Annotated in this window: 19 protein-coding genes and 4 pseudogenes; 12 read left to right on the top strand and 11 right to left on the bottom strand. The window is 67.6% G+C overall.

Annotated features, from left to right (window positions below):
• Positions 1-47: 47 nt before the first annotated feature.
• From ACWD6N_RS28965 to ACWD6N_RS28975, 3 genes and pseudogenes are all read right to left on the bottom strand, one after another.
• Complete coding sequence (locus tag ACWD6N_RS28965) at positions 48-1,019, bottom strand: IS30 family transposase (RefSeq protein WP_450005394.1); 972 nt, start codon at positions 1,017-1,019, stop codon at positions 48-50.
• Positions 1,020-1,270: 251 nt separating this feature from the next.
• Positions 1,271-2,652: pseudogene (locus tag ACWD6N_RS28970) on the bottom strand (IS1380 family transposase).
• A 441-nt stretch (positions 2,653-3,093) separates the two neighbouring features.
• A complete protein-coding gene (locus ACWD6N_RS28975; RefSeq protein WP_450005369.1) occupies positions 3,094-3,990 on the bottom strand; it encodes a hypothetical protein in 897 nt (298 codons plus the stop codon).
• A 211-nt stretch (positions 3,991-4,201) separates the two neighbouring features.
• On the opposite strand from ACWD6N_RS28975, the gene ACWD6N_RS28980 reads away from it, so the two are divergent.
• Positions 4,202-4,456: a hypothetical protein gene (locus tag ACWD6N_RS28980; RefSeq protein ID WP_354968608.1), complete on the top strand. Its 255-nt coding sequence runs from the start codon at positions 4,202-4,204 to the stop codon at positions 4,454-4,456.
• Positions 4,457-4,475: 19 nt separating this feature from the next.
• Here ACWD6N_RS28980 and ACWD6N_RS28985 read toward each other — a convergent pair whose 3' ends face one another.
• On the bottom strand, positions 4,476-5,576 hold the full coding sequence (locus ACWD6N_RS28985; protein WP_354968609.1) for a CapA family protein: 1,101 nt from the start codon (positions 5,574-5,576) through the stop codon (positions 4,476-4,478).
• A gap of 86 nt (positions 5,577-5,662) precedes the next feature.
• Between ACWD6N_RS28985 and ACWD6N_RS28990 the strand changes: the two genes are divergently transcribed.
• Positions 5,663-6,301, top strand: a complete 639-nt coding sequence (locus ACWD6N_RS28990; protein WP_450005372.1) for a low temperature requirement protein A — start codon at positions 5,663-5,665, stop codon at positions 6,299-6,301.
• Between the two features lie 700 nt (positions 6,302-7,001).
• Here the strand turns inward: ACWD6N_RS28990 and ACWD6N_RS28995 are convergent.
• On the bottom strand, positions 7,002-7,982 hold the full coding sequence (locus ACWD6N_RS28995; RefSeq protein ID WP_450005374.1) for a hypothetical protein: 981 nt from the start codon (positions 7,980-7,982) through the stop codon (positions 7,002-7,004).
• Positions 7,979-8,221: a VWA domain-containing protein gene (locus ACWD6N_RS29000; protein WP_354968832.1), complete on the bottom strand. Its 243-nt coding sequence runs from the start codon at positions 8,219-8,221 to the stop codon at positions 7,979-7,981. The genes ACWD6N_RS28995 and ACWD6N_RS29000 overlap by 4 nt, the downstream gene beginning before the upstream one ends.
• 337 nt (positions 8,222-8,558) lie before the next feature.
• Here ACWD6N_RS29000 and ACWD6N_RS29005 point away from each other — a divergent pair, with 337 nt between their 5' ends.
• The 5 genes and pseudogenes from ACWD6N_RS29005 (at position 8,559) to ACWD6N_RS29025 (ending at position 16,402) form a co-directional block, all read left to right on the top strand.
• On the top strand, positions 8,559-9,053 hold the full coding sequence (locus ACWD6N_RS29005; protein WP_450005376.1) for an ADP-ribosylglycohydrolase family protein: 495 nt from the start codon (positions 8,559-8,561) through the stop codon (positions 9,051-9,053).
• The gene (locus ACWD6N_RS29010; RefSeq protein ID WP_354968836.1) at positions 8,998-10,020 is read left to right on the top strand and encodes an ADP-ribosylglycohydrolase family protein; all 1,023 of its coding nucleotides are present in this window, start codon (positions 8,998-9,000) and stop codon (positions 10,018-10,020) included. The genes ACWD6N_RS29005 and ACWD6N_RS29010 overlap by 56 nt, the downstream gene beginning before the upstream one ends.
• A 431-nt stretch (positions 10,021-10,451) precedes the next feature.
• The gene (locus ACWD6N_RS29015) at positions 10,452-11,375 is read left to right on the top strand and encodes an alpha/beta hydrolase (RefSeq protein WP_387330297.1); all 924 of its coding nucleotides are present in this window, start codon (positions 10,452-10,454) and stop codon (positions 11,373-11,375) included.
• Between the two features lie 920 nt (positions 11,376-12,295).
• Positions 12,296-12,984: pseudogene (locus tag ACWD6N_RS29020) on the top strand (IS6 family transposase).
• Between the two features lie 457 nt (positions 12,985-13,441).
• The gene (locus ACWD6N_RS29025) at positions 13,442-16,402 is read left to right on the top strand and encodes a family 16 glycoside hydrolase (protein WP_450005378.1); all 2,961 of its coding nucleotides are present in this window, start codon (positions 13,442-13,444) and stop codon (positions 16,400-16,402) included.
• Positions 16,403-16,674: 272 nt separating this feature from the next.
• Here the strand turns inward: ACWD6N_RS29025 and tnpA are convergent.
• A pseudogene (gene tnpA, locus ACWD6N_RS29030) lies at positions 16,675-16,863 on the bottom strand (IS200/IS605 family transposase); the annotation flags it as partial.
• 12 nt (positions 16,864-16,875) lie between these two features.
• Between tnpA and ACWD6N_RS29035 the strand changes: the two are divergent.
• Complete coding sequence (locus tag ACWD6N_RS29035) at positions 16,876-18,108, top strand: RNA-guided endonuclease InsQ/TnpB family protein (protein ID WP_450005380.1); 1,233 nt, start codon at positions 16,876-16,878, stop codon at positions 18,106-18,108.
• Between the two features lie 279 nt (positions 18,109-18,387).
• On the opposite strand, the gene ACWD6N_RS29040 is transcribed toward ACWD6N_RS29035, so the two are convergent.
• The gene (locus tag ACWD6N_RS29040) at positions 18,388-18,612 is read right to left on the bottom strand and encodes a hypothetical protein (RefSeq protein ID WP_450005382.1); all 225 of its coding nucleotides are present in this window, start codon (positions 18,610-18,612) and stop codon (positions 18,388-18,390) included.
• A gap of 935 nt (positions 18,613-19,547) precedes the next feature.
• Here ACWD6N_RS29040 and ACWD6N_RS29045 point away from each other — a divergent pair.
• Together ACWD6N_RS29045 and ACWD6N_RS29050 are read left to right on the top strand one after the other, a co-directional pair.
• Entirely contained in the window at positions 19,548-21,323 is a 1,776-nt protein-coding gene (locus ACWD6N_RS29045) for a CocE/NonD family hydrolase (RefSeq protein ID WP_450005384.1), read from the top strand.
• Positions 21,324-21,401: 78 nt separating this feature from the next.
• Positions 21,402-21,662 carry a hypothetical protein gene (locus tag ACWD6N_RS29050; RefSeq protein ID WP_450005386.1) on the top strand — a complete coding sequence of 87 codons (261 nt, stop codon included), beginning with the start codon at positions 21,402-21,404 and terminating at the stop codon, positions 21,660-21,662.
• A gap of 57 nt (positions 21,663-21,719) precedes the next feature.
• On the opposite strand, the pseudogene ACWD6N_RS29055 reads toward ACWD6N_RS29050, so the two are convergent.
• Positions 21,720-21,908 (bottom strand): annotated as a pseudogene (locus ACWD6N_RS29055) (hypothetical protein); the annotation flags it as partial.
• Here ACWD6N_RS29055 and ACWD6N_RS29060 point away from each other — a divergent pair.
• Positions 21,846-22,022, top strand: a complete 177-nt coding sequence (locus ACWD6N_RS29060) for a hypothetical protein (protein WP_354968408.1) — start codon at positions 21,846-21,848, stop codon at positions 22,020-22,022. The pseudogene ACWD6N_RS29055 and the gene ACWD6N_RS29060 sit on opposite strands and share 63 nt — an antisense overlap.
• 157 nt (positions 22,023-22,179) lie before the next feature.
• Here the strand turns inward: ACWD6N_RS29060 and ACWD6N_RS29065 are convergent, their stop codons facing one another.
• Positions 22,180-22,320 carry a hypothetical protein gene (locus tag ACWD6N_RS29065; RefSeq protein ID WP_244298838.1) on the bottom strand — a complete coding sequence of 47 codons (141 nt, stop codon included), beginning with the start codon at positions 22,318-22,320 and terminating at the stop codon, positions 22,180-22,182.
• Between the two features lie 75 nt (positions 22,321-22,395).
• Complete coding sequence (locus ACWD6N_RS29070; RefSeq protein ID WP_450005388.1) at positions 22,396-24,912, bottom strand: S8 family serine peptidase; 2,517 nt, start codon at positions 24,910-24,912, stop codon at positions 22,396-22,398.
• Positions 24,913-24,978: 66 nt separating this feature from the next.
• Between ACWD6N_RS29070 and ACWD6N_RS29075 the strand changes: the two genes are divergently transcribed.
• Positions 24,979-25,128, top strand: a complete 150-nt coding sequence (locus ACWD6N_RS29075; RefSeq protein ID WP_450005390.1) for a hypothetical protein — start codon at positions 24,979-24,981, stop codon at positions 25,126-25,128.
• The last annotated feature ends 87 nt before the right edge of the window (positions 25,129-25,215 follow it).

Below are 25,215 nucleotides of genomic sequence, written 5' to 3' on the forward strand. Positions count from 1 at the left end.
CAGCCGGCCTCACGATGAACCGCTTTGCCGTTGAGAGATGGGCGGGTTCAGCCAGTGGAAGCATTTGCCTCGACGAGCTCGGTGAATATCTCGGAGGGCTTCTTCCAACCGTGGATCTTACGGGGTCGGTCGTTGATCTCGGAAGCCACCATCGCCAGATATTTGGGGTCGGAGGTGATCGGGAAGCCCTTGGGGAAGTACTCGCGCAGGATCCGGTTGGCGTTCTCGTTGCTGCCGCGTTGCCAGGGTGAGTGCGGGCGGGCGAAGTACACCGGCAGTCCGGCGGCGGTGATCCGGGCGTGTCCGGCCATCTCCGACCCGCAGTCCCAGGTCAACGAGCGGGCCAGCTGCGGTGGGAGGGTCCCGGCGGCGGCGATGATCGCGTCGCCGACGGTGAGGGCGTCCCGGCCGGTAAGTGGGACCAGGACCACGAACCGGGAGGTGCGTTCGACCAGCGTCGCCACGGCGCTCTTGCCTGCCTTGCCGATGACCAGGTCACCTTCCCAGTGCCCGGGGACCTGCCGGCCCTGCACCTCGGCGGGGCGTTCGTCCAGGTAGCGGGGCTCGCGGATGCGTGGTGCCGGAGCCGGCCGGGCCCCGCCACGACGGGCCGTGCGGCCGGTACGCAGACCGATCAGCTCCCGAGCCAGAGTGGACACCGGCTGGGCGTACACCCACTGGTAGATCGCCTCGTGAGGCACCCGGTAAGCCTGATCGTCGGGGTAGTCAAACGCCAACCGACCCGCGATCGACGCCGGCGACCAACCCAGCCGCAGCCGCTCGCGGACCACCTCAACCAGGCCCGGTGCCCGCTGCACCGCCCACGTCTTCGGCCGCCGCCGCGCCACCGCCGCACCGGTGTCGGCGGCCGCGGCCCGGTAGGCGGTCCGGCCACCGTGCCGGGCGACCTCCCGCGACACCACCGACGGGTCACGGCCGATCAGGACCGCGATCTGCTTGTACTCCAAGCCTTCGGCCAGGCCACGGGATATCTCTTCCCGATCATCCAAGGTCAACAACGCACGCACGGCAGAACATCCTGTCCCACCGAACCGCCAAGATCAAATGCTACGACCGACTGAACCTGCCGACCGCAAGTTGCGCTCGCCTTCACAGTCGGCCTAGCCCCGGTCTTTCATTTGAGCGCTGGTTCATAGCTGTTGCTCGATGAGATGGGTTCCAGGGATTTGCGCTGGAATGCAGGCATGCTGACGGCCCGGCGCTGGGCCGGGTTCCTCCGTGGAGCTGGTCGGGGCGTGAGGTTGCTGGGTCAGCCAGCGGGTTGGGGTAGCGTGGCGAGGCGGTTGAACGCGCTGGTCAGGGCGTTGGTCCAGGGCCAGTCGGCGGCGATGGCGAGCCGGGTCCGGCGGGCGGTGCGGGTGATCCGGGCGGCGACGTGCAACAGCCGGTAGCGCAGCTTCTTGGGTTCAGCTCGGGCGAGGTCATCGTCCAGGAGCAGGGTTTGGGTCCAGGCGAGTAGGTCGATGCCGGTCAGGGCGAGTTGCAGCCAGGCCTGGTTGATCGCGAAGTGTCGGGACGGGAACCGGCCGAAGCCGGTGTCCTTGCCGGTGCGGATGCGGTCCTCGACGCGGGCGTGGGCGCGGTGCCGGGCCTCCAAGTGCTGGATGCCGCCGTTGCCGGCAGGGGTGTCAGTGGCGACGACCTGATGCCGCCAGCCTTCGACGGTGTCGAACAGCGACAGCTGAGCGCCGGGGTGCGGGCGTTCCCGGCGGACCAGGAACCGGGCCCCTTCGGGCCAACCGGCCGCGTCGAACAGGCCGGTGATCTCGCAGACCTCGGCGTTGTCACGCAGATCACCGCTGGTGTCGACGGCGGGGACCCAGCCGGTCGCGGCGCGGATCGCCTCCCGGACCGGCTCGGTGATCGCGGCGCCGACGGAGAACCGGATGTCCACGTGCTGCTCCCGCAGGGACCGGATGTGGGCGAGGAAGCCGTGACTACTGCCGGCCGAATCGCTGCGGAGCAGGATCGGGGTGCCGTGCCGATGCGCATCGGGGATCTGAGCGAGGGCCTGGTCGAGGACGGTGACATGGTCGGCGGTGGTGTTCGACCCGGCCCGACCCTCGCGCAGCAGCCCGGCAAGGGCTTCACCGGTGTTGTCCAGGAAGCAGAGCAACGGGTGATAGCCGAACGTCTTCTTCCAGGTGCGGGTAGCTGCCTCCTTCTCGGAGTGACAGATCACGATCGACGCGTCGATGTCCAGGACCAGGCCGTCGACCTGCCGGCCGGCCACGCTCACCTGCGGCAGGTCGCCGCGGACTTCGGCGTGCTGGGCCCAGGCGACCTCACGGGCCCGGGCCCGCGCGGCACGTAGTTCGGCCAGCATCGGCTCGTCCAGCTGCGACAACAGCCGCCATGCCGTCGGGTCGGAGGCGACCCGCCCGAACAAGGCGGGCTGGTCACGCAGCACAGCCAGATCGGCGATGGCCTCGCCGCCGTCGGCGAGCATCACCGCCACATCCACGGCGATCCGGCCCGGGTCGTGCCCGCCCTGCCGTTGCCGCAAACCGGCGAGAGCATCACTGAACGCGCTGCTCAGCCCGGTCGTATCGGCCAGATCAGCCAGCAGGCGGGCGCCGGCATGACCGACCACGCCCCGCCCGTCACCGGTCACCGGTCACCGGTCACCATGATCTTCGGACGTGTTGCGGTAGCCTTCACCCAGCAAGTGCCTTCCGTGACAGGAACATGGGACCTTCGACAAGCCCTATTTTCCCTGATCAGAAGGCACTTCTTTGTTTCTTGCCCACCCTGTGGACCGCCCCTAACGAAGGGCCGAGGCTAGCACAGGAGGCGCCCGCGGCGAGCACCCGGGCCAGCTCCGGTTCGACGTCCGCGGAAAAGATCTGGCCCGGCTGGTACAGAGGGGGCGCCGGATTTAGACGGGCTCCGCCGAACGCACTTCAACCGTCCCCAACGTCTCTGGGCAGAACACATAGCCGCGCCTTCGGTGGTTCGGATCTCAGGATAACGGCATTTCAGCGGCCATCCTGATCACGTATTTGGGGTTCAACTCGCCCCACCGACACGAACCCCCTTGCCTGCGCTTTGCTGGGTGGCAGATCACCAGGATCACTGCCCGGGCCCGGGCTCGTCGCGCCACCGTTCGATGGTCTGCGCCATCCAGAACACGGCAAAGAACGCGGCGACGACGATCTCGAGCAGGAAGAGGCTGATCCAGTCGACAAGCCACAACAGCGTGCCCACGGCGGCAGCCCCTAGCAGGATCCGCGCGTACCATGCGTAGAAATCCCTGGATCGGGCTAGCGCGCCGGGAACGGCGTTCAGAGTCTCCTGCCGTCCCTGGTCGCGTCGAAGTGCGTTGGCCACCGCCACGACGATGATGCATGCAAGCAGACCAACGGCGGCGATGTAGTGGGCGTTATCAATGAACCACGCCCTGGACGCCGCGAAAGCACCGGCAGATCCGCCGTACACCACCAACGCCGCTGCGTATGCCCACCGAGGGAACTTTGCCCCAGGCGTCCTCCGGTCTTTCAACGAGTAGAAGAGTATGGCGGCGAGGAGAGCCAGCGCGCCCACAAACAGCAGAGCAACGGTGCTGTTCTCGACGTTCGCTTTGGTGGCCTCGGCCAACGTCCGGACCGTGGGGCAGTCCAGCTCTTCGAGCGCCGGACTGTCCGCCTGCTCGCAAGCGCGAACCGCCGTCCTATAGTCAGAGCCGCGCGACGTGGGAACGATTGCGACCACGGCCGCAAACATCCCGCCGAGGTTGAGAAATACGTCTTCGACCTCGTTCGTCCCTTTCAAGGCGATCATGCAGGCCCCGAGGGCGATGAGGGCGCCGACGAAGATCGCCTGCGCAGGCGTGTAGTAGTAGGCACTAACGGATGCCAGGAAAGCGCCCGCTTGTAGGCTGTGGTACATCACCGCTGCTCCAAGGCCGAGCAGCAAGGCGACCATCGCCGTTCGCAGGTACCGGTAGGATTTCACCTCGACGTCGGACATTTCGATGCTCCTCGACCGCGGTGAGCGCGCCTTTGTATACGCATCGTGCACTGTGAAAGTGCGCCTGGTGGGCACCGGCGTCCAGCGTGGTGTCGTCAAGCCGACAGCCAACGAAATGCGAGTGGATACTAGCGGGATCAGTGTTGCCGGCCCGGCTGGCGGTTGTTGGGTGAGTCAGGCGGCCAGCGGTCCACGCCGTCGGGGGCATCGCATGCTGTTCCGCGTCGCGGAGTTGCTGGCCGGTGGCGTCGATGAAGTGGTGAAAGTTGCCAGATCGACGGCGAGGCGGAGTGCAGCTGCGCCAGCTGTCGCCGTCGAAAATCTCGCGCAGCTTGCGCGCGGACACACCGCCGAGCTTGATCAGTGCCGGGCCAAGCTCGCCGCACTGGAGCGCAAGCAGCCGGCAATCGATGCGCTTCTGCACACGTTGTGCGCCCATGGCCACCGGGCCCACGGCGGGCGGTAGGTGGCGCGGGCCACCCGGCTCAGTCGCCGGCCAGAGTGAGCAGCCCGTCGGCGGCGACCTCGAAACGGGTGCCGAGGCGGCTGAGCAGATCGGCGAGCCAGCGCGCCTCGTCGGGGCTCGCGGTCTCCAGACGCATCCGGCGGATCCGCACGGGGGCGGCCCGCAGGCCGCGCAGCCGGCCGGTGTCCGGGTCGAGGGCGGGCAGCCAGAGCAGCCGCAGTTCAGGCCGGTACACCTCCTGCCCGCTGATGCCCTCGTAGTCGTCGACCAGGTCCCCGCAGCCGTAGAGGATCAGCCGGTCCCGGTAGACCTCGACCGGTCGGAGGTGGTGCGACGAGTGACCCTGCACCACGTCCACGCCGGCGTCGAGCAGGCGGTGCGCGAACTCGACGTGCTCGGCCGGCACCTCGTACCCCCAGTTGGTGCCCCAGTGCACGGAGACCAGCACCCGGTCGGCAGGCTCGGCCTCGGCGGCGATCCGCCGCGCCATCTGCTCGGCGGTGGCGGCGGAGGTCTCCGGCAGGTACGCCACCCCGGGCCCGTCGGCGGTGGCCGCCCAGTACGGGGGCACCCCGCTGGACGGGGCGGCCACCGAGAAGACCAGCATCCGGCGACCTCGGCCGAGGTCCACCCGGGCCGGCTCCCACGCCGCCGCGGCGTCCCGGCCGGCGCCGGCGGCGGCGATCCCGGCCCCGGCCAGCGCGTCGAGGGTGTCGGTGAGGCCCACCGGGCCGAAGTCGAGCACGTGGTTGTTGGCCAACGCGCAGACGTCGAGCCGGGCGGCGGCCAGGCAGGACAAGTTGTCCGGGTGCATCCGGTAGTGCACCGACTTGGCCGGCGCGTGCTCGCCCCGGCCGGTCACCGCGGTCTCCAGGTTCACGATCCGCGCGTCCGGCCGCAGCTGGTCCAGCAGTGACAGGGCGACGCCCCAGGGCCACCGCGGTGGCACCGGCCGGGGAATCGGCCCGATGACCGACTCGGCCAGCCTGACGTAGGTCTCCGCGTCGCGGACCGCGCCTTCGCGCAGGTCGGACGGGCCCGGCCGGGGCAGGATCCGGTCCACCCCACGGCCGGTCATCACGTCGCCCGCGAGGAAGAGGGTCAGCGCATCGTCGGCCATCCGGCCGCTTTCCCCGCTGCGCCCGACCCTCACCTGCCAACGAGCGGCGACGCGCGGCGAGCCGGTCGGGCCGCTTCGCGGCGGTGGTGTCTGCGGCGATCCGGCCCAGCGCGGCGCCCGGATCGTTATTGTGGGCGCCCGAGCGCCCGAGTCAACGGGCGCTGCCCAGTCAGCGACACCCCGCCCCCGCCTACAGTGACAGACCCTTTCGCCCCGCTGCCGCCGCAGCGTTCGCGGTGTCGTTCACCACCACCGTGCTGCTATTTCGGATCTACCTCTACCGGGCCGGTCGGCTACTGCCCGCCGCGATCACGGCGGCTCCCGAGCCCAGCCGCCTCATCCGAGAGGCGTTCCTCGCTCACGCGCTCATGGTGTCCGGCATCGTCGCCGTCGCTGTCGGCTACGAGCTTGTCATCAAACACCCGACAGGGCACACCGACCGGGCCTGGATCCTCGTCATCCTCGGCGGGCCCATCTTGTTCCTAGCCGGACGCGCCCTCTTCGAACACGCGGTATTCGCCCGAGTCTCCCGCTCCCGCCTGATCGGTGCACTAGTGCTCGCCGGCACCTCGCCCGCCATGATCCTCCTGCCGGCACTGGCCGCGGCCACCACCGCTGCTCTCGTCCTAGCCGGCATCGCCACCTTCGACACACTCCGCACCAGAAAACAGCCACCCGAGCCGCCGTTACCACCCGCTAGACAAGCAGAACGGCCCCCAGCTTGAGACCCGCAAACACCACGCGATCAATCAGCCGAATATCGAGCATGTCAAGCATCTGGCGGGACGCTGTCACGCGGGTTCCGAGACCAGACAGCCTGCTGCCGGCCTGCTGCCGGCCGAGTGGACGCTCCCATTTCTGTCAAGTTGAGGTCGGGGGCTTAGCGTCGCGCCCGGCTCTCGGCCGGTTCGCAGCTGTTCTGAACCTGGGTCCACCGCCACTTGTGAGGGTGCCGTGCCCGCCAACAGGTTCTAACGCGTCCGGCGGACGATGGATCATGAGCGGCGGCAGTCTAAGGTCGGCCTTTCGTGCAGTCCGGTGGACCTGGAGGTGAGGGTGTCGTTCATCCCAGGTTGTAACCTCGTCGCCTGCTGGCGCAAGTCCGGTCCGGGTAGGTGCCAGGAGGCCCGGTAGCAGGCTGGCGGCCTGGTCTGGAAGGGGTCTGCCGCGGTTGGCGAGTAGCAGGAGATGCTGCCCGCCGCCGGCACCTTACCGGCGCAGCCCGCCACGCCGCAGTCCACGGAGGGCGCGCGACTGGGGCAGCGACGGCATTGTGGCCATCACGGCCGTCGGTTGATGCCCGCAGTGCGTGGCCTGCTCACCCTGATCCACCCGCCCTCGAACGAATGGACTCACTGTCTCTGGCATCGACACAGGTTGCCTTCGGTCGTGAGCTCAACGCCGACGTGCGCAGCTGGTCTGCGGTCAGTTCGGCTCGCTTGACGGCGGGCGGGTTCGGCCGCGCTTGCCCGACTTGTACGCAGCGTCCATCGAGGAGTACTTCGCTGCTCGGGCGATCATTCCATGTTCGGTCTGGTCGGAGAGGTAGGCCAGGGCGGTTGCCTCTTCGGTCAGGTCGTCGTGCAGGTGGGCCGGCGCTGCGGGCAGGGCGTCGGAGAGGGCGTCCTGCGCGTGACGGATCTCGGCGAGCGCTGCGTCGGGGGCACCGGCGCTGAGGTGGCCGGAGGCGCGTCGTTTGGCCTGCTGTACCTGCAGGTAGATCAGTTCGGTGCGTACGGTCGGGTCAGGTACCCGTCCCGCGCCCTGGTCACCGGGGACGACGTTGACGTGCAGGGGCACGGTGATGGTGTGCTGGGCCAGCGTGGGTAACTCGACCCAGGTGAACTGGCAGGTGGCGACCTGGGCCAGGCCGAGGGTGGCGATGGCGGGGATGTCGAAGGTCAGCAGCAGTTTGCGGGTCTCGTCGGCGTAGAAGTTGCCGAGTTCGGCGAGTAGCCCGTCACCGGTGGTGGTCGCGGGCATGTCATTGACGATGTGGACCGCGCGTACGTGCGGTGAGGGCTGGATCAGCAGCGACGCTGCTTGGACGGTCTGGGAGAGCAAGCCCTCGACCTCGCCGGCGATGAGCGCGCCGGCGGTGTCGGCTTCCTCGGCGAAGAGTTCGTTGCCGGCCCCGCCGCGGGCGATCGCCGACATGAGCCGTTCGTCGTAGCCGAGTCCGTAGCCCAGCGTCGAGGTGGTGATGTTGTCAGCGTGGGCCTTGGCGGCGATGGCGCCCAGAGTGTCAGCGTCGGTGACGCCGGCGTTGGCGTGGCCGTCGGAGATGAGCAGCACGTTCGCTCCGGCCGGCCCGGCGATGCGGGCGGCTTCCTGCAGTCCGCGCAGGTAGCCGGCGGACAGGTCGGTGCTGCCGCAAGCGTCGAGCTTGGCGATCGCGCGTTTCACCGCCTGCTTGTCCGAGAGGGGCCGGCTGCGACCGCTACCTCGACTCGGTCGTCGAAGGCGACCAGCCCGAAGTTGTCGCCGGGATCGAGTTTGTCGATCAGGCCGAGCAGTGCGGTCTTCGCGCCGTCGAGGCGGCCACGGGCCATCGAGCCGCTGCGGTCGAGCACCACCTGCAGCGTGGATGCCGGGCGGGCGGCGGCGCGGGCCGACGCCGTGGGTGCGGTCAGTTCGACGAGCACGGACAGTTGGTCGTCGGTCTCGAGTGCCAGCAGGTCGACATCCAGATGTGCGGAGATTGCATGTTGCCTCCTTGGTGGCACGGCAGGGGTACCGAGCAGGGCTTGCCTTGCGGGACGGTAGTGAATCATCGCGGTGCGACATTCCGGCGGCCGCTGCTAGCCTCCGCTTCGCCAGGCGAACGATCGGCGGCGTGAGCGTGATAACCGCGCAGTGCCGATCCGGCGGGCGGCAAACCCGGCCGGGGTGAGGATGTTTCCAGCCGCGCCGTCGCAGTATGGTCGCCGGACTGGCCCAGGCCGATGAGGGTGTGAGGAGTTGGCGAGGGTGGGGGAGTTGATGGCAGCGACTGTGCCGCTGGACGCGATCCAGAGACCGGGCTGCCGGGGTTCTCCTCGGGGCGGCATGCCGTACGAGTTCCAGCTGCCGCTCGCGGTCGGCGAGCAGCCGGTGATGCGCGGTGGGGGGCTCGGCCCGTACGCGCCTGGTGAGTACAGCGATGACACCCAGATGGCAGTGTGTATCGCAGAGGTATCCGCCACCGGGGCGGACCTGCGCACCAGCGACTCCCTCGACCGGATCGCCGGCAACTTTCTGCGATGGAGACGGGAGGGCGCCAGCGACATCGGGGTGCAGACCCGGCAGGTCCTCGACGCGGTCTCCCACCTGAGCGGAGCGGGCATCGCCGCCGCGATGCGAGACGCAGCCGCAGAGCTGCACCGGAGAACCGGCCGCAGCGCGGGTAACGGGTCCCTGATGCGCAACCGCGCCGGTTGCGCTGGCCTATCTCGGCGAGCCGGAGGCGCTCGCCGAGGCCGCCCGGGCGGTCAGTGAGCTGACCCATCACGATCCCCTGGCCGCGGACGCGTGTGTGCTGTGGTGCGCGGGGATTCGCCGGGCGGTTCTCGACGGGACGTTCGACGGCGTACGCGAGGGTCTGGACCTGCTGCCCGCAGGGCGGCGTGACCAGTGGTCGGGCTGGTTGGCTGAGGCGGAGTCCAAGCCGCCGGAGCAGTTCCGTCCCAACGGGTTCGTGGTCGCGGCGTTGCAGGCCGCCTGGTCGGCGATCACCCACACCGACGTGCCGGAGCACAATCCGGGCCACGGGAGTTTTCCCTGCCAGCATCTCGAACGCGCTCTGGCGGCGGCGGTGCGTGTCGGCGACGACACCGACACGGTCGCGGCGATCGCCGGGGCGCTGCTGGGCGCACGGTGGGGCTCTTCCGCGGTGCCCCAGGCCTGGCAGCGCGTCGTTCACGGCTGGCCGAACAAGCGTGCGGCGGACCTGATCCGCCTGGCCTTGTTGACGGCCCACGGCGGCCAGGCCGGCCAGGGCGGTTGGCCGGGCTGCGCTCACGCGCCGCGACCTGCGGTTGCACCGTTGATGCTGGCGCATCCGCACGATCCCGGGGTGATCCTTGGCAACCTTCACACCGATGCGGCCTCGGCGGGCGCCAGCGCGGTGGTCTCCCTGTGCCGCGTCGGCTGCGACGACTTCGACGACGTGGCTGACGGCAACTGGGTGTCGGTGTGGCTTGTCGACCAGCCCGGCGCCAATGCGCAGCCGCACTTCGTGGTCGATCAGGCCGCCCGGATGGTGCTCGAGTTGCGTAAGGAGGGGCATGTGGTGCTGCTGCACTGCGCCGCCGGTCAGAGTCGCACGCCGGCGGTCGCCGCCCGCTACACGACCTTGACCACCGGCATACCGGCGCGCTCCGCGCTGGCCGAGCTGCGCGGGCTGCTCGACACGCATGGCTGGACACTCAACCCGGAACTGCGGCAGGTCGTCGAACAGCTGTAACCGGCACGCCGCGGCTGCGCTTGCCGGACCCGGTGCCGTCGCGGCACCGTGCATGCAATGGGTGAGTTAACGCTCCAGTGGGAAGCGGCCAAATGTGCGGGGCGCACCGGGATACAGCTCGTGGCGCGTGGCCTACTTGGTACATTGCCAGCAGAGAAGCAGGATCAGCGCGTGGCAGCGCGGTCTACGGCGACTGACGGGCGTTCAGTGCGCTGGTGACCGGTTCAGGTGGTTCAGCCTGCTGGTGTCGTCGGTGAGAACGGAAGCTTGACCACGGCTCAGGGCTGGAAGCTGGTTCAGCCTGAGCAGTCCGATCTGCGCGAGGACCGATGCCTGGTCCGTCTCCGCGCCAGGAACGTCAACGGCAGTGGAAGGGCCGGGTTGCCCAGGAGAACACTGTCACCAGTTGGCAAGGGGGTCGCAGAGTGTACATGGATCCCGAGCTGGCAGCAGCCCTGCCCACGCTGCCGGACCTGCACATCCACGACCTCGCCGGGGCCCGCGCCCGGATGCGGGAGCTCGCTGCGGGCGCGCAACGACCCTCACGGGGCGAGGTCATCGTTGCCGACCACGAGGTGCTTGGTATGGATGGCAACTGCGTGCCAGTCAGGGTCTGCACGCCGCCCAACGTCACTTGCCCACTTCCCGCTCTGCTCCTGCTGCACGGCGGCGGATTCGTTATGGGCGACCTGGAGACGGCCACCGCACAGGCCATGGACTTGTGCACCCAAGTGCACGCAGTCGTCGTGGGGGTCGGCTACCGGCTGGCCCCCGAGCATCCGTACCCGGCTGCCCTGCATGACTGCGAGGCCGTGTTGCGCTGGATCGCCTCCGAATACGATGGACTCGGCGTCGATGCCGCACGGATCGGCGTGTACGGCATGAGCGCCGGCGGCGGCCTCGCCGCAGCACTGACGCTGCTCACCCGCGACCGCGGCGGACCACCTCTGTGCTTCCAGCTGCTCGACGCCCCCGAGGTTGATGACCGGCTGGGCACAACCTCGATGCGTACGTTCGGCGACACCCCGCTGTGGAACCAAGGTGACGCGGTGCTGAGCTGGCGGCACTACCTGGGGGGGCGTGACGGGGTCGTTCCTCCCTACGCGGCACCGGCCCGCGCCGACGATCTCTCCGGCCTCCCCCCGGCGTACGTATCGGTTTACGAGAATGACCCGCTGCGTGACGAGGGCTTGGCCTACGCATCTAGCCTGCTGAATGCCGGCGTGTCGGTTGAGTTGCACCTGTTCCCCGGCACCTTCCACCGATCGGCCACCATCACGGGCGCGGCCGTATCTCGGCGCCAGGCCGCCGAAACAGTCGATGCGCTCCGACGCGGCCTCAACCCAGTCAGGTAACCGACGCCAACCGCCTGTGCCCCGGCCCCAGTATCGCGCGAGTTGCCCCGCTGGCTGCTCCTCTCGATGGGGGGTGTCGGACTGGTGCTGATGGTGGCCTACCTGCGCCGGGCCGGGCCCATCACCCGGGGTAGATTCACGGAGGCGTGGACCCGCGGCTACATCGGGCGGGGAGCCTAGCGGCTGCGCGAGCAGCCAGGAAAGCAGCCAAGCCAGCGATAACCGGCGGACGATCGCGGACTGGAACGGCGCGTGGAGCACGAGAACCAGGCGGCGGACCAGGAGCCTCGTGATCTCGAAGGTCAGGTCGGTGATGGTCTTGCACTCGCTGTGCAACCGGGCGTACTCGTCGCGTCAGAGCCATCCGGTTGGCTTACGCCGGCAGCGACGGGCCATCGGCGTGCGGCTCAGCAGGGCGAGCTGGCTCCGCCGCTGACATGAACGGCGCGAATGCGGGAAGAAGCGGTGTTCGGTGCAGGTGGTGGCCGCGTGCCCTTGACGGTCGCGCTCGAGCGGCTGCCGCCTCAGGGCTACGTATCCGCTCGTCCGCGCGGTCGCGAACGCGGGCGGCCATACACGCTTTCCCATTTGTCGTTCACTCCAGCTCCGTAGGCACCGCCTTCGGGCGGCAGCGATCGTGGTCTCTCGTTCGATTAGAGGCCCTCCCGCCGGTGTACGGATCTGACAAGGCGTGCTGGCTGCTCGCGCTACCGTCACAGTCCGTTCGCCGTCACTGCCCGTCCGACGCGCGCGCATGCCGAGGACCCGGCCGGCCCGGTCAGAGGAACTTGAGGCCCGTCGGCGTGTTCCGGTAGCGGGGCTTGTGGCGGAGGTTGTCGGCTTCGGCTCTGTTGCATTGAACGTCGGCAAGATCGAGGCAGGCTTGAGCAGTGGAGTCATCGACCCGACCTGGACCGTGGCTGCCTCCGACGTCCGCGTTCGCCGGGTTCCGGTTCCCACCGGAGGTGATCGTGGTCGCGGTTCGTTGGTATCTACGCTTCAACCTGTCGTATCGCGACGTTGAGGAACTGCTGGTCGAACGTGGCGTGGAGGTCGATCACGTCACCGCCTACCGGTGGGTGCAGCGGTTCACCCCACTGCTGGCCGACGCCGCCCGCTTCAGCCGCCACTCGCCAGGTGACCGCTGGTTCGTCGATGAGACGTTCGTGAAGGTCAACGGCGTGTGGCGGTACGTGTACCGAGCGGTCGACCAGGACGGGCATGTCATCGACGTGCTGGTCTCGGCCCGCCGGGACGCCGAAGCGGCCCGCAGGTTCTTTCGCCGGGCGCTGTCGACATTGAAGGTGACACACAGCGAGGTCGTCACCGACGCCGCGCCGGTCTACCCCGGGGTGCTGGATGAGCTGGTCCCGTCCGCGTGGCACCATGTCGAGCCGTACGCCAATAACCCGATCGAGGCTGATCACAGCCAGCTCAACACCGGTTGAGACCGATGCGCGGGCTACGAACAGACAAGACAGCACAGGTGATCATCGCCGGCCACGCGTTCATGCAGAACCTGCGCCGCGGCCACTACGAACTCGCCATCGACACCCCGCCCGCTCTGCGGGTCGCCGCCGCGTTCACCGAACTCGCCCAAGCGATCTGACCACGGGGGCCGACACGGGTTCAACGCGTCCACCGATCCGACAATGCAACAGCGCCAGTCCGACCATGACCGAGCCGTTGATCGGTTCGGGCGGTTAAGCCCTCGGCGATGGCGAAGAGTCCGTACCGGCCACCTCGGCGATCGCTCCCGACGGCACGTGTCTGGCCCGGCCGGGCACCCGGTGGCTTGTTGATCGCGCTACCGCCGCGTTGCTGCGCGCTGCCCAGATGCAGCCAAGGTCATGGACCAGCGGGGGACTTCCATCCACAAATCTAAAAGTTCCGTTTAATCAATGCAAAGTGTTAACGTCAGCGATCGATCTTTTGTCTTCCGAGACCGTACTGGCCGGTCCAGGGGGAGAAAGTTCCACGGCTCCTGCCTCGGCCAGGACCCGCACCCACCGGGAGGAAGCATGACCGCACCGAACCGATGGCGCCGACGCCGTCGTGTCAGGCTCGTGGCCGCAGGTGCCGCTCTATCGACCCTGCTCGCCGCGGTCACCATCACCCCAGCCAGGGCCGCACCCGTCACTGTCGATGTCCCGCCGCAGGAACCCGGCGTCACCCTGCGTTCGTACGACATGGGAACTCCGCTGTCGACGTTGTGCACCCTCAAGCCGGCACAGACACCGAACGTCGACAAGCTCATGCCGAAGATCAACTGGACCACCACAGACGAGTTCGGACTCTCGGACCGGTTCATCAGCCACGTCATCGCCAATCTCGCCGCGCCCGTCGATGGCGACTACACATTCCGGCTGACCAGCGACGACGGGTCACGGCTGACGATCGGCGATCAGCGTGTCGTCGACCACGACGGTCTGCACGGCGAAACCTCCAAGGAAGGGTCGACCACCCTCAGCGCCGGCCTGCACCCAATTCGCCTCGAGTTCTTCGACAATGGCGGCGGCCAGGTGTTGCGGCTCGAATGGCGCCGCCCGGGTGCAGCCGACTTCGAGCTCATACCGAACTCCGCGTTGAGCACCGACGCCGGTGTCGTACGCGTCACCGCCCCGGGATGGAAGTACTGCGAGGGGGCGACCGACTCGGCCGGCGACGGCCTGCCGCTCGACCGGGTGCACCCGGGCTACACCCTCACCGACCTGCGCCCCGAAGGGCTCCAGCCGCAGGTCACCGGCATGGCGTTCCTGCCCGAGGGCGACCTGATGATCTCCACCTGGGGCGGCACCGACACCGCGACCGGCGAGGTCTACGTGGTCGAGGGCGTCACCGGCCAGACCAGCCCCGAGCAGGTGACATACCGCAAGTTCGCAGACGGGCTGCGCGAACCCCAGGGCGTTGCGGTGGTCGACGGCACCGTCTACGTCAGCCAGAAACACGAGCTGACGGCCCTGCGCGACACCGACGGCGACGGCCTCGCCGACGACCGCCGCACCGTTGCCACCTGGCCATGGGGCGGCAACTTCCATGAGTTCGCGTTCGGCCTGCTCCACCGGGACGGGTACTTCTACCTCAACCTGTCAGTCGCCATCAACCAGGGCGGCGCCACCACCGTGCCCCAGCCCGCCCCGAATCGCGGAACCTCGATCAGGGTGAACGCCAAGACCGGCGAAATCACGTATGTCGCCGGAGGGCTGCGCACCCCCAACGGGATCGGGTGGGGCCCCCGCGGCGAGGTCTTCGTCACCGACAACCAGGGCGGCTGGCTGCCAGCATCCAAGCTGGTCCAGATCCAGCAGGAGGCGTTCTACAACCACTACACGACGCCCGCGGGTCCGTTCGACGACAAGCCCGTGACGCGTCCCATCGTCTGGATCCCGCAGAACGAAATCGGCAACTCACCGTCCACTCCCGTGCTGTTGAAGCAGGGGCCGTACGCGGGACAACTGGTCGTCGGCGACGTGACCTACGGCGGCCTGCAGCGCGTCTTTCTTGAAAAGATCGAGGGGCAGTACCAGGGCGCGGTGTTCCGGCACACGCAGGGCCTGGAGGCCGGCGTCAACGAGGTCACCCTCGGCCCCGACAGCGCGCTCTACACCGGTGGCCTGGGCGCCGGCGGCAACTGGGGCCAGGAGGGCAAGCTCACCTACGGCCTGCAGAAGCTCACACCCAACGGCACCTCGGTCTTCGAGGTCAAGCAGATGCGCGCGTCGCACGTCGGGTTCGAACTGGAGTACACCAAGCCGCTGTCGGCCGAGACCGCGCAGGAACTCCCCGACGCGTACCAGGTGACGCAGTGGCGCTACGGCGCGACGAGCCAGTACGGCGGTCCCAAGCTCGAGCTGGAGACGCTCAAGGTGGCCAAGGCCGAGCTGTCGGCCGACGGCCGCACCGTCAAGCTCCAGATCCCGGGCCTGAAGGAGAACCGCGTGGTGCACGTGCGCTCCCCGCGTCCGTTCTCATCCGCCGGCGGCGAGGAGCTGTGGAACACTGAGGCCTGGTACACGCTCAACGAGATCCCGGGCCGGGTGGTGCAGCCGCAAACCTTCTTCGAGGCCGAGGAGGGCCGTACGGCCGGCGTCGGCATGGCGACCGACCACGCCGCCTACTCCGGCGCCGGCTTCGCCGCCGGGTTCGCTGGCGACGGCGCGTCGACCCGTATGTCCGTCGATGTCCGCGAGGCCGGGACGTACGACCTGGCGATGCGCTACAGCAACGGCCCGAATCCCTACTCCGGCGAGAAGCAGCTGAGCCTGTACGTCAACGGCGAACGGGTCGAGCAGACGGTCTTCCCCTCCACCGTGACCTGGGAGGAGTGGGGCACCGTCAGCACCACGGTGCGCCTGAACAAGGGTCGCAACCTGGTCGAGTACCGCAAGGAGGCTGCGGACTCCGGGCACGTGAACCTGGACGTGCTCGCCGTTCGGACGCAAGGCAAGCGCATCACGCTGTTCGACGGTGGCGAGCTCACCGAGTGGCAGCACAGCGACGGGCGCGAACCGGAGTGGGCGATCGCCGACGGCGCCATGACTGTGCGCAACGGGGACCTGCGCACGGTGCAGGCCTTCGGCGACTTCCGGCTGCACGTGGAGTTCAACCTGCCGCTGTACCCGCCGGACGTGACCGGCCAGGCGCGCGCCAACAGTGGGGTGTACCTGCAGGACCGCTACGAGATCCAGGTGCTGGACTCCTTCGGCATCGACCCGCCGCAGACCAACGACGCCGCGGCCATCTACACCCAGAAGGCCCCCGACGTGAACGCGGCGCTGCCGCCGCAGGCCTGGCAGACGTACGACATCGTGTACCGGCAGGCCCGCTACGACGCATCCGGAAACAAGGTCGACAACCCCCGCGTCACCGTGGTGTGGAACGGCGTCAGGGTGCACGACGACGTCGAGATCCTCGGCCCGACTGGCGGCAGCCGGCCCGAGGGCCCGGCGACGGGTGCCATCCGACTGCAGGACCACGGCAATCCGGTCCAGTACCGCAACATCTGGATCGAGCCGCTGGACCAGTAGCTTCGCCAGCTGCCAGAACGCGGACGGCCGGGTACCGGTTCACCGGCCCGGCCGTCCGCAGCAGAGCCTCGGCCCAGGCATGCTGGGCCGAGGCTTGGACATGTTCGAGGAGGCTCTGCTCGCCATCGCCGGGCTCGACGTCCACTCCTTCGGATCGCAGGGCAGGCCCGTCGGCCACCGATCGTCGTCGCTACCAAGATGCGGGCCTGTGCTGCGCCCTTTAGGGCGGGGGTGGGGGCCCGCGCGGGAGGGCCGCCAGGCCCGAGCGTGCTCTAACCGGGACGGTTTTGCTGCTCGATGTACTGGCGCAGGACGGTCAAGGGTGCGCCGCCGACGGAGCCGGCGAAGTACGAGGCTGACCACAGCTTGTTGCCTCGGTAGTAGTGGCGGGTCAGGTCGGGGAACTCTTGTCGCATCCGCCGCGAGGACACGCCCTTAAGGCTGTTGACCAGCTTCGACATAGACTGTCCCATGTGCAGCTTCGGTACAACTACCGCGTCTACCCGACGCCTGCTCAGCAGGTTTTGCTGGCGCGGGCGTTCGGGTGCGCGCGGGTGGTGTTCAACGACGGGCTGCGCGCACGCCAGCAGGCGCGCGAGGCAGGCGAGGCGTACCTGTCCGATGGTGACCTGTCGAAGCGGGTCATCACCCAGGCCAAGCAGACGCCTGAACGGCAGTGGCTGGGCGAGGTGTCGGCGGTGGTACTCCAGCAGGCCCTGGCGGACCTTAACGTCGCGTACCGGAACTTCTTCACCTCGATCAGCGGCAAGCGCCAGGGCCGCAAGGTCGCCCCGCCGAGGTTCCGGTCCCGCAAGGACAACCGGCAGGCGATCCGGTTCACCGCGAACGCCCGGTTCAAGGTGCTCGACACCAGCCGCCTCAGGTTGCCGAAGATCGGCGACGTTGCGGTGCGTTGGTCCCGGCATCTGCCGGCCGCACCAACCTCGGTCACGGTCATCCGGGACGCGGCTGGTCGGTACTTCGCCTCGTTCGTTGTGGTCGCCGCCGACGACCCGCTGCCTGCGGTCGACGCCGAGGTGGGCATCGACCTCGGGTTGACCCACTTCGCCGTCCTGTCCAACGGCAAGAAGGTCGCCGCACCGAAGTTCTTGCCTCGGGCGGCCCGCAAACTGCGCCGGTTGCAGCAGGACCTGTCCCGAAAGCAGCGGGGCAGCAACAACCGCAAGAAGGCCGTCGTCAAGGTCGCCCGCGCGCACGCTCGGGTGGCCGACAGCCGGCGGGACTGGCAGCACCAGCTCTCGACACGGATCATCCGCGACAACCAAGCGGTGTACGTCGAGGACCTATGCGTCGTCGGTCTCGGCCGGACCCGGCTGGCCAAATCGGTGCACGACGCGGGCTGGGCGCAGTTCGTGCAGATGTTGGAGTACAAGGCCGCCCGACGCGGGCGGACGTTTGCAAAGACCAACCGGTTCCTGCCCACGTCGCAGACATGCTCGACGTGCGGCCGGATCGACGGACCCAAGCCGCTGTCCGTCCGGTCGTGGACCTGCCCGTGCGGGGCCGTGCACGACCGGGACGTCAACGCGGCCAGAAACATACTCGCGGCGGGACGCGCCGAGAGCCTAAACGCCTGTGGAGCGCAGGTAAGACCGGCACCCGTGCCGGCACCGCGCCGAGAAGCAGGAATCCGCCCCGACGCTGTGCGTTCCGCGCGCGGCGTGGAGGGAATCTCCGTCCTTTAGGGCGGAGAGATCGTCAAGACACGTCCGCTTGCGGCGGCCAGGGCTGACCGTCCAGAAACGACCCACGGCGCGGCGCAATGCCTCAAGGCATGCTCAAATCCGGGTCGCGTGACCCATCGATGCCAGGAATGCACATAAGCTCGCCGCACCTGCATCCAGCTTGCTCACGGCCCTCATGATTCTTCACGACAGAGGCCATCGCCGTACCCAGGCTCACGGCTCGCGAACTCAGGACGACCGTCCTGAACGCCTCGAGCCGCACGAGGGCTGGCCACCGCGCTAGTCGGCGGATTTGCGGACGATCTCGTTGGTGGTGCGCAGGATGTCGCGGGCCCAGTCGGCGAGTCGTCCGGCGGCGGTCTTGGCACCGTCGCGGTCCTGCCAACTCCCCGCCAAGACGGTCACGGTGAACAGCAGGCCCGCGGTGTCGGTGACGATGAACCGCTTGTCCGTCAGGACGCGGTCGGGTCGGCACCGGGGTCGCCCGCCGTCTGGGCGGGGCACCCGGATACCGCCTAGGACCGGGATGAACTGCGGGAGTGGACGGACGAGCGTGGCCGGCTCGGTCGAACCGGCTCCGTCGAACGATCGGCTGCGGCAGGCGGTCGACGAGTTGAACCAAGGCATCGCCTACGCACGCCCGTTACACCCGTTGCCCGCGCAGGTCGCCGACCCGAACAAAATCGCCCGCCTCGCCATACGAAGACACGACCGTCTCGGCGGTGTTCTCCACGAATACAAGCATGCTGCGTCAAGTGCAGGGTGGCTGGTCGGCGGCCATCGAAGGAGGTCTTGCACAAATCTTCGTATACAACATACGCTCCCCAGAGTCGCCGACTCGAGGAGCTGCCATCGAACCCCTTCCCGAGCGAAACGAGCCCAGCCCACGCGAGCTCCGTCCACTCCGGACAGCGGTGGTGACGGTCGCCCTTGCCTGCACCGTCGCAGCCTGCTCGCCGGTGTCGAACAGCGGGGACGGCACCACATCTGGCGAGTACCAGGCGGCCCTACAGCATGGCCGCCGACGACTCGATCGACGCACTGCTCGACGAGGCCCGCGCGGTCGTGGACTTCGACGCGCGGAAGGCGCTACCAGCAGGCCATCGGGGAGTTTCTCGAACGCCGCAGCACGATCTACGACTACCACCCGAACGTCTTCGTGGCGGGCACCTCGGCCATCACCGGCTTCGAGTTCCTCGGCGACTGGCTGCCCCGCCTGACAACCGCCCGCTTCACCGACTCGTCGGTGGTCCCAACACGTCATGCCCATGCCCTGCGCACCGAAGGAGCCCGTTACCATGCATCTCCGCGTCCATCGACAGCGACGATCACGACCACGAAACTGGCTGCCCGGCGCCGTAGCGCTGGCGCTCGTTGCCTCGATTGGGTTCGCCGCCCCGGCGGCCGGCGCCCAGGAGCAGCCGACCGGGCAGCGTCCTGTGTTCGAGAACGGCCGAGCCCAGCCGGTGTACGCCGGTGAAGAGATCATCACCCAGAATGTCTGGGTCGAGGTCGAGGGCATGGACACCGACCGGGACGGTGCCGATGACCGCATCCGGGTGCAGATCCGGCGGCCGGCGTCGACCGACAAGGGCATCCAGCTTCCGATCATCATGCAGGCGAGCCCTTACTGGGGTGACGGAGGGGAGTTCCTGAACAACGAGGTCCACGTTCCGCTCTACGCTCCCCAGCGGCCGGGCTACGCGCCGCCGCCGGATCCCGGCCCGTTCCCGTACTTCCCGCTGCCGGACAAGCCGTACGACGGCACCGAGCCGCCGCACCAGACAATCAACGGCGGGACGTACCAGAACGAGTTCCTCTCACGCGGCTTCATCTTCGCCCACGCACAGATGCTCGGTACGGGCAGCTCGACCGGGTGCACTACTGGGGGCGGTCCCGAGGAGCACGATTCGCTCAAGGCGGTCATCGATTGGTTCAACGGCCGGGCCGACGCCTATGACATCGACGGCAACCCGGTCAAGGCCAACTGGACCACCGGTCTGGTGGGGATGATCGGCACCTCCTATGACGGCACGCTACCGATCGGGGTGGCCACGACCGGTGTGAAGGAACTGCGGGCAATCGTGCCCATCGCGGCGATCTCCAGCTACTACGACTACCGCCGGATGAACGGCACGCCGATCTCGACCAACACCAACGTTGGGGGCGACCAGAACTCCAACCACAACTCCAACATCTCGCGGAAGTACCCGGAGGTGTGTGACTACACCAAGGAAGAGGTCCGGCGGGGTCAGGACCGGCTCACCGGTGAGTACAACCAATGGTGGCACGAGCGCAACTACCTGCCGAACATCGGCAACATCGCCGGCGGCGTCCTGGTGCAGCATGGCCTGAACGACCAAAACGTGAAGTTCCGCAACGCCGCCCAGCTCGTTGACGCCCTCGAAGAGAACGGCATCCCTCATCAGGTGTGGCTGCACCAGGGCGGGCACGGCGACCGGGCGCTCTCGAACAACCGGGCAGCCTGGCTGGACCTGCTCAACCGCTGGTGGACCTACTGGCTGCACGGGGTGAACAACGATGTGCTGGACGAGCCCCCAGCAGTGGTCGAGCGCGAAGACGGCACCTGGACGCCGTACGACAGCTGGCCGGCGCCCGGCTCCGCCTCCACACCTCTCTTCCTAGGAGCCAGTGGCGACAACACCACCGGCAGGCTCACGCTGACACGCAACGCCGCAGACAGGCCGGTCACCGAGACCTTCACCGACGACATGACGATCGACGCGACGTCCTTCGCCCGCGCCGAGCAGTCGCCGAACCGCCTCGCCTACCGCACCGCGCCGCTCACCGAGCCCGTCCATCTCAGCGGGACGGTGCATGTCTCGACTCGGATGTCGATCAACGCCCGGGCCGGGATCGTCAGCGCGATGCTGGTCGAGTACCCGGAGTCGGGCAACCCGAAGATCATCGCGCGGGGCTGGTCGGACCCGCTGAAGAGGTTCGGCTTGGATCGCAGCTACGGCATCATGCCGGGAGCCCCGTTCACTCACAACTTCGACCTGCAGCCGCACGACTACGTGTTCAACGAAGGTAGCCAGATCGGGCTCGTCGTGTACTCCAGCGACCGGGTCTTCACCCTCCGGCCGCCGCCAGGCACGCAGCTGAGCCTGTACACGCACCACAGCCAAACCAGAGTCGACCTCCCGCTCGTCGGGGGCGCGTCCGCACTCGCGTCCGCCCTCGGCGGCGAGTAAGACCAATTGCTTCGGCCCGGTCCGGGTGGCGGGTTTCCGCCCACTCGGACCGGGCCGGGCATTTTTGAAGGAGCCCGGATGCTCACGGCGTTCGAGGTCGGCGGTGAACTGGCGGGCGAGCTGGGTGGCCCATGCCGCGGTCGGGTGGGCGGTGATGCCGAGGAGGTGTACCCGACGGCTCTTGGCCTCGATCACGAAGGCGACGTAGAGGCGTTGGAGGGTGACCGCACAATCCACGTGGAAGAAGTCCGTGGCCAAGATGGTGCCGGCGTGGGCGCGAAGAAACGTGCGCCAGGCGTCGTCGTGCTGTCGTGGCGGCGGTATGCGGTGGGAACGTAGGATCCGGCGGATCGTGGACGCGCCGACCCGGTGGCCCAGGCGGTGCAGTTTGCCCTGGACGCGGACCACGCCCCACGTCCGGTTCTCTCTTGCCAGGCGGATGATGAGCGCGGCCAGCTCATCGCTGATCGGTGGGCGGCCCGGTGGTCTGGGCTGGCGCCATTTCGCGGTGAGCAGGCGACGGTGCCAGCGCAGGAGCGTCGCAGGCGCGACGATCCGGTGAGCTCGCAGTACCTTCGGCAGGATCCGCGCGAGCGCGGCAAGGACGGCACGGTCGGTCCAGTCGAGACGCGGTTTCGGGTTGCCGCGGCGAAGCATCGCGACCTCGTGACGCAGCACGAGTATCTCCGCGTCCTTTGACGCCGACGACTGCGCCAGCAAGGCCAGCCACGAGATGACTTGGATGAGGAGCTGGTAGATCAGTCGCACGGCCACGAACCCGATCATGAGGGCTAGGACTCCGAACACCGGGCGACGTCAGCGCCGCGAGACACAGCCCGACCCTCGAAACCGCAGCTCACGAGCCGCGACCGAGTATTGGAGTAGGACAGGCGTAGAGGTAGTCGTCGCCGTCGCGGGAGGACTCGAGGAACATCCGTGCCTGTTCGCTCGTCCACGAGCTGCCCTTGCGCTTGCGCAGTGGTGGCAGCTTCGTCAACGCGGCCACGTTGGGCGAAGGCCTGGCCAGCCAGGCTCAGGCGAACCTGAGCCTGGCTGGCCAGGCCACGTGCGGCTAGACGCCGCCGGACCCTGCCCCGGGCAGCGTCCGCACGACGGTCAGCGTCACATCGCCGTCCTGGTAGGACACCCTGAACATGTGGTGGCCCGCGTTCAGGATCCGCCGTTCCGGCAGGGAACGGAAGTTGCCCTTGATCGAGTCGCCGCTCATGATCGTCAGTACCGTGCCTGGAGTGAGGGGCGCGCGAATGTCCAGGGCGAGTTCGCCGTCCAGCACCAGGTCACCCGCGGCCCGCACGCTCGTGTAGTCGTGGTCGCCGGAGATGGTGATGGCGAGGCGACCCGCTCGGCTGACGGTCACGTCGCCGCCGACGTTCAGGACGTTGCCGGGCGCGACGTCGGTGAGGGTGATGGACGCCGCGGACGCCGCTTCCCCGGACGACAGACCGGGCTGCAGCACGCCGCTGTCGACGTCGATGCTGCCTGCCACGAAACCGCTGCCGCCGAGCGTGCCGCCCTTGACGTCGATCGAGCTTGCGTGCGAGCCGGTGATCGAAAGCTTACCGCCTTCAACCGTCGTGCCGCCCTCGTAGGTGTCGTCGCCCGTCATGATCAGTGTCCCGGGGCCTTGCTTGGTCAGAGAAGCCGTGTAGAGGTTGTTGTCGATGTTGTTCTGAATGTAGGCCGCGCGCTCGTCCATCCATTCCTTGCGCCACTTGACGGCGTCCTCATAGGTGATCTTGTCGTACAACTCGGGATGGCCGTTAGTGATAGCTTGGATGTAAGGATCAGCCAAAATGCCCTGAAGCATGAAGGCCTGTTCGTTAAGCGCGCCGTCCGGGTTCAGCACGTTGGGGCTGAATTCACCGGCGTAGGCAATGCCTTGCTCCTTGTTGCCCGCCAGCCACTCCAGATCTTCCCTTTCCCTTTCCTTGATCGCGATCTGGCTGATGTCGTTCGACCAGACGTCCAGGGGCGCTTTATCCATGTTGTAGGTCATGGGGCTCAGGATCTGGCCGGGGCCGTACATGCCCTTGGCCAGATCGGGAATCCCCCAGCCCCAGCGTTCGTCCGGAAGACCGTCGGGAGCGGTCCAGGCGATGGATGCCCCGGAGGGGGAGGTTTGCCCGGTGCCGAGGAATCTCACGCCGTCGGACATCTTGTTGTTCGCCGTGGTGAACATCAGCTCACGCACCTGCTTGGCGTCCATGTTCGGATAGCGGGAGAGCAGAACCCCCATTACCGCTGTCGCAACGGGCGTTGCCGGTGACGTGCCGCTTGAGTTTGAATAGTTAGTGTCACCACCGCTGTTCGTGGTCCGAACGCTGTTTGAAGGGGTAGACACGGTCCACCATTTGGCGAGCCCCGCCTCGTTATACCCGAACTGCTTTGTGTATTCGGGATTGGCCGCAGTGGGCGGTTGCACCCCGCTGACGGCTATCCACTGCTTTTCCGCCAAGGGATTGAAGAAGGGATACGCTGGGCGAAAATACGGGTTGCTCCAGTCGTTGTTGCCGGACGACCTTACGTTGACGGTACCGCTGTCCTTGATGGCGTCCCAGATGGCGTCCATAAAGGAACGTCCGGGGTGGTTCGGATTGTATTGAATGCCGCCTTCCGAATAGCTTTTCTTGAAGAAGAAATACTGGTACTCCAGATCCTTCAGGTACTCGTTGGGGATAATGGTCGCCATTGCCGTGGCGCTGGCGCTGTCTTTGCCAGGCAGTTGGTAAGCGTTGGCGAGGTTGCCGTTGACTCCAAGGTCGTTTCCTAAGCCGTCAAAGCGGGTTCTGTCAATAGTCTGGACATAAGAGCCCCAACTGCTGTTGATGACCTGGGCGCCTGCGTCGACCAGGGCTTTATTGGCTGTATGCCAGTACACGTAATCGTGGAAGGGACCGTGGGACTGGGTATCGGAACCGCCGGTCTTGGCAACATACATCTTCGATCCAAAGGCGATGCCGTGCTGGTCTTTACCATCGCGCATGCCGGAGGTAACCCCAAGCATACCGGTCCCGTGCGAGTAGTCACTTGTTCTCGCCTGATCACCGGCCACAGTGAACGGCTCGCCCGCAGTAAAAGGGTTCGACGGGGTCGCGCCACGATAGCCGTAGCCGGACGTGCCGTAGACACCCTCCGCTCTCACCGAAGCGATCAGCCCGGTCTGAAATGCTTCGTGTGTAGCCCTGTAGCCCGAATCCATCATGCCCAGCGTGACGCCCTGCCCGCAGTACCCTAGGGCGTAGGCGGTGGACGCGTTTACCGCGACGAGCTGCCATGGGGAATTGACCGCTGTGCCGGGAGTAGAAGGATTATGGCCGGTATAATAACCATATTCCGGCGTTTCCCAACTGGCTTTAGCGGCATCTAGTTCCCCTGGACTCGTGGCGACAAAGCCGGGGTCTCCCGGGTACGCCGGCCCGCCGCCCGTATGGCCAGGGGTCGATGTCGGACCGGTCTTGGACGATGCCGAGGCGAACCCGGCCGGAAAAAACGCGATGCCTACTCCGGCAGCAAGGGTGCCTCCCAGCCGCCGCAGCAACTGCCGCCGACTCACGGACCTCATGCTCATCTCCGACTCCTTCTCGATGGGTCGATATCTCTAACGGACCGGGGCGGCCTGTTGCGTCCCAGCCCCATGATCTACACGCGCTGGTCGAGACAAAATGATGTGCCGTTCTGCCGCTTCTACCAGGCGGCGGATGTCGACGGCTTTGTTCGGGATCCCGACTGCGGCGACTCGGCCATCGCCGTCGATCACGACGCCATACGGCGTTCCTTGAAGTGATCTCAACAAGATTCGGGTAGGTAGCGGTACTCGAAGTGCGTGAGATGAAGTGCGGCGCGGACGGTCGCGCCCATTCTGCCGGGGCTG

The sequence above is a fragment of the Micromonospora sp. NPDC005163 genome, from assembly GCF_053599835.1.